Source organism: Alloalcanivorax venustensis ISO4 (genome assembly GCF_015356855.1).
GTDB classification, from domain to species: Bacteria; Pseudomonadota; Gammaproteobacteria; order Pseudomonadales; family Alcanivoracaceae; genus Alloalcanivorax; species Alloalcanivorax venustensis.
Genome location: NZ_ARXR01000077.1, coordinates 1 through 946, shown reverse-complemented (window position 1 = coordinate 946; position 946 = coordinate 1). Strand labels below are relative to the sequence as shown.

General features: G+C 55.8%; 2 protein-coding genes. One reads left to right on the top strand and one right to left on the bottom strand.

The window, feature by feature from the left end; all coding sequences use genetic code 11:
• Window positions 1-8: 8 nt before the first annotated feature.
• Window positions 9-416, bottom strand: coding sequence for a Cd(II)/Pb(II)-responsive transcriptional regulator (gene cadR, locus ISO4_RS16835; RefSeq protein WP_067605269.1), 408 nt, complete (start codon window positions 414-416; stop codon window positions 9-11).
• Window positions 417-511: 95 nt separating this feature from the next.
• Between cadR and ISO4_RS16830 the strand changes: the two genes are divergently transcribed.
• The coding region (locus ISO4_RS16830; RefSeq protein WP_194856983.1) for a heavy-metal-associated domain-containing protein at window positions 512-946 on the top strand (435 nt) is incomplete at its 3' end.

The window sequence follows — 946 nt, the reverse complement described above, 5'->3', positions numbered from 1 at the left end:
ACTCCAACCTACTGCTGATGCATGCTTCCCTCGCTAATTCCAGCAAGAACCCCACACGCCTTAACTTCCCGGTCATCGTTGCAACGCGCTCTTAGTGAAACGAGTTGTTTCTCAAGCGCCTGTAGAGCGGTTATCTGCGAGCGCACATGAGAGATGTGATCATCGAGCAAAGCATTGACGGCGGTACAGGACTGATGAGGGTCGTCCTGATAGCGCTGTAGTTCGTGAATTTCTGCCAGTGACAGATCCAGGATGCGGCAGCGACGAATAAAGGCCAGCCGCTCAACGTGTTTCTCGGTATAGACACGGTAACCGTTCTCCTGCCGATCAGGCGGCGGCAACAAGCCCTGCCGTTCGTAGAAGCGGATCGTCTGTGTATCTACCCCTACTGACTGTGCCAACTGACCAATACGCATCGGGTTCCTCCGCAACGGATTCTCTACGCTATTGACCTTATAGCTACTATATAGTTTTAAATGAAAGCCCGATCACATTCAAGTGGAGTCATATCATGAGTAAAAACTGCGGAGGCCCCTGTGGCGACGATGCAAGGCCTGCGGCGGATACCGATATGCAGGCCTCCTCCGATGCGTCGGGGGAATGGGTCAGTGTTTATGCCGTGCCGAAGATGGACTGTCCATCAGAAGAGCGCATGATTCGCCTGGCCCTGAACGGCGTTGAGGGGATTCGGGCACTGTCCTTCGACTTGTCGAACCGCCGGGTGAAGGTCGTGCATGACGGTGAGGTCGAGCCCGTCACCTCGAAACTGAAGACCTTGGAGCTAGGCGCCTCGCTTCAGGAAAGCGTCGCTGCCGATCCGGAGACCATCAAGGCGGCCGAGTTCTCGGCAGCCTCTGCCACGCAAGAATCCGGGACTCTGCGCTGGTTGCTCGGCATCAATGCACTCCTTTTCGTAGTGGAAATGACAGCCGGCCTGATCGCCCAG